1 rRNA gene is annotated in these 3261 nt (G+C 54.8%); it reads right to left on the bottom strand.

Features of this window, described 5'->3' with window-relative positions:
* Positions 1 to 95: 95 nt before the first annotated feature.
* Positions 96 to 3223: ribosomal RNA gene (locus PUN51_RS20600) — 23S ribosomal RNA — on the bottom strand.
* Positions 3224 to 3261 lie beyond the last annotated feature (38 nt).

The following is a 3261-nucleotide window of genomic DNA, read 5'->3' as shown; positions in this document are numbered from 1 at the left end:
GGGCAGGGGGTGGTGTTGTATTCAATTGTTAGGTTCCGCCAACAGGGTTGTTGGTTGGGAACCACATAGTGGACGCAAGCAGAATGTTTTTCTGTGTGGTGTAAGTTATTGGCCTATTAGTACCGGTCAGCTTCACGAGTCGTTAGTCCTCGCTTCCACATCCGGCCTATCAACCCAGTGGTCTGGCTGGGGGCCTCTCACACATAATGTGTATGGAAATCTCATCTTGAAGCGAGCTTCCCGCTTAGATGCTTTCAGCGGTTATCCCATCCGAACGTAGCTAATCAGCGGTGCACTTGGCAGTACAACTGACACACCAGAGGTTCGTCCGTCCCGGTCCTCTCGTACTAAGGACAGCCCTTCTCAAATTTCCTGCGCGCGCAGCGGATAGGGACCGAACTGTCTCACGACGTTCTAAACCCAGCTCGCGTACCGCTTTAATGGGCGAACAGCCCAACCCTTGGGACCTACTCCAGCCCCAGGATGCGACGAGCCGACATCGAGGTGCCAAACCATGCCGTCGATATGGACTCTTGGGCAAGATCAGCCTGTTATCCCCGAGGTACCTTTTATCCGTTGAGCGACGGCCATTCCACAATGTACCGCCGGATCACTAGTCCCGACTTTCGTCCCTGCTCGAGATGTCTCTCTCACAGTCAAGCTCCCTTGTGCACTTACACTCGACACCTGATTGCCAACCAGGCTGAGGGAACCTTTGGGCGCCTCCGTTACTTTTTAGGAGGCAACCGCCCCAGTTAAACTACCCATCAGGCACTGTCCCTGACCCGGATTACGGGCCGAAGTTAGATGTCCAAAGTGACCAGAGTGGTATTTCAACGATGACTCCACCCGAACTGGCGTCCGGGCTTCAACGTCTCCCACCTATCCTACACAAGCCACTCCGAACACCAATACCAAACTATAGTAAAGGTCTCGGGGTCTTTCCGTCCTGCTGCGCGTAACGAGCATCTTTACTCGTACTGCAATTTCGCCGAGTTTATGGTTGAGACAGCGGGGAAGTCGTTACTCCATTCGTGCAGGTCGGAACTTACCCGACAAGGAATTTCGCTACCTTAGGATGGTTATAGTTACCACCGCCGTTTACTGGGGCTTAAATTCTCAGCTTCGCCGTGAGGCTAACCGGTCCTCTTAACCTTCCAGCACCGGGCAGGAGTCAGTCCGTATACATCGTCTTGCGACTTCGCACGGACCTGTGTTTTTAGTAAACAGTCGCTTCCCCCTGGTCTCTGCGGCCCCGATCCCCTCCCGGACGCGAAGTCCGTTCAAGGTTGGGGCCCCCCTTCTCCCGAAGTTACGGGGGCATTTTGCCGAGTTCCTTAACCATAATTCTCTCGATCGCCTTAGTATTCTCTACCTGATCACCTGTGTCGGTTTGGGGTACGGGCGGCTAAAACCTCGCGTCGATGCTTTTCTCGGCAGCATAGGATCACCAAATCCCCCCAAACGGGGGTCCCATCAGATCTCAGGCACATGAGTGGCGGATTTGCCTACCACTCGCCCTACATCCTTAGACCGGGACAACCATCGCCCGGCTCGGCTACCTTCCTGCGTCACACCTGTTAATACGCTTGCCTCCCAGGATCAGGTCCCGCGCTCCACCAAAACCCTTCACCCACAAGGGGTGTCAGGCAGGTCTCGGGCGGTTAGTATCCCCTGTTCAACATGGACGGTTTTTCGCCGGTACGGGAATATCAACCCGTTGTCCATCGACTACGCCTGTCGGCCTCGCCTTAGGTCCCGACTTACCCAGGGCAGATTAGCTTGACCCTGGAACCCTTGATCATTCGGCGGACGGGTTTCTCACCCGTCTTTCGCTACTCATGCCTGCATTCTCACTCGTGTAGGCTCCACCGCTGGTTTCCACCGCGACTTCACTGCCCACACGACGCTCCCCTACCCATCCAGACGCCTGAACCACAAGGGCTTAGCTAAATATCTGAATGCCACAACTTCGGCGGTGTACTTGAGCCCCGCTACATTGTCGGCGCGGAATCACTTGACCAGTGAGCTATTACGCACTCTTTTAAGGGTGGCTGCTTCTAAGCCAACCTCCTGGTTGTCTGGGCAACTCCACATCCTTTCCCACTTAGCACACGCTTAGGGGCCTTAGTTGGTGGTCTGGGCTGTTTCCCTCTCGACTATGAAGCTTATCCCCCACAGTCTCACTGCTGCGCTCTCACTTACCGGCATTCGGAGTTTGGCTGACGTCAGTAACCTTGTAGGGCCCATTAGCCATCCAGTAGCTCTACCTCCAGCAAGAAACACGCAACGCTGCACCTAAATGCATTTCGGGGAGAACCAGCTATCACGAAGTTTGATTGGCCTTTCACCCCTACCCACAGCTCATCCCCTCCATTTTCAACTGAAGTGGGTTCGGTCCTCCACGACGTCTTACCGTCGCTTCAACCTGGCCATGGGTAGATCACTTCGCTTCGGGTCTAGATCACGCCACTCACACGCCCTATTCAGACTCGCTTTCGCTACGGCTGCCCCACACGGGTTAACCTCGCGACGTAACACTAACTCGCAGGCTCATTCTTCAAAAGGCACGCCGTCACCAGAATCAGACTGGCTCCGACGGATTGTAAGCACACGGTTTCAGGTACTGTTTCACTCCCCTCCCGGGGTACTTTTCACCTTTCCCTCACGGTACTGGTCCGCTATCGGTCATTAGGGAGTATTTAGGCTTATCAGGTGGTCCTGACAGATTCGCACGGGATTTCTCGGGCCCCGTACTACTTGGGATACTCTCACAGGCGGTACAAACACATTACGGTTACGGGACTAACACCCTCTCTGGCCGGCCTTTCAAAACCGTTCACCTATGCGCGCACATCACACCCCACCAGCCCGGCAGAACTGGTATGGAAAGTCCCACAACCCCGACCATGCAACGCCCGCCGGCTATCACACATGGAACGGTTTAGCCTGATCCGCGTTCGCTCGCCACTACTAACGGAATCACTATTGTTTTCTCTTCCTGCGGGTACTGAGATGTTTCACTTCCCCGCGTTCCCCCCACGCACCCTATGTGTTCAGGTACGGGTCACCAAGTCACTCGCGCGCTTGGCGGGGTTTCCCCATTCGGACACCCTGGGATCACAGTCCGGTTATCGACTCCCCCAGGCTTATCGCAGATTCCTACGTCCTTCTTCGGCTCCTAATGCCAAGGCATCCACCGTGTGCTCTTAAAAACTTGACCACAAAGATCAAAAACATTTTCGAGAGAACCACGAAAAC

This window comes from Arthrobacter sp. NQ4, from assembly GCF_029077345.1.
Classification (GTDB): Bacteria; Actinomycetota; Actinomycetes; order Actinomycetales; family Micrococcaceae; genus Arthrobacter.
Note: the sequence above shows the minus strand (reverse complement) of the source record. Positions and strands in the feature narration are given on the sequence as shown.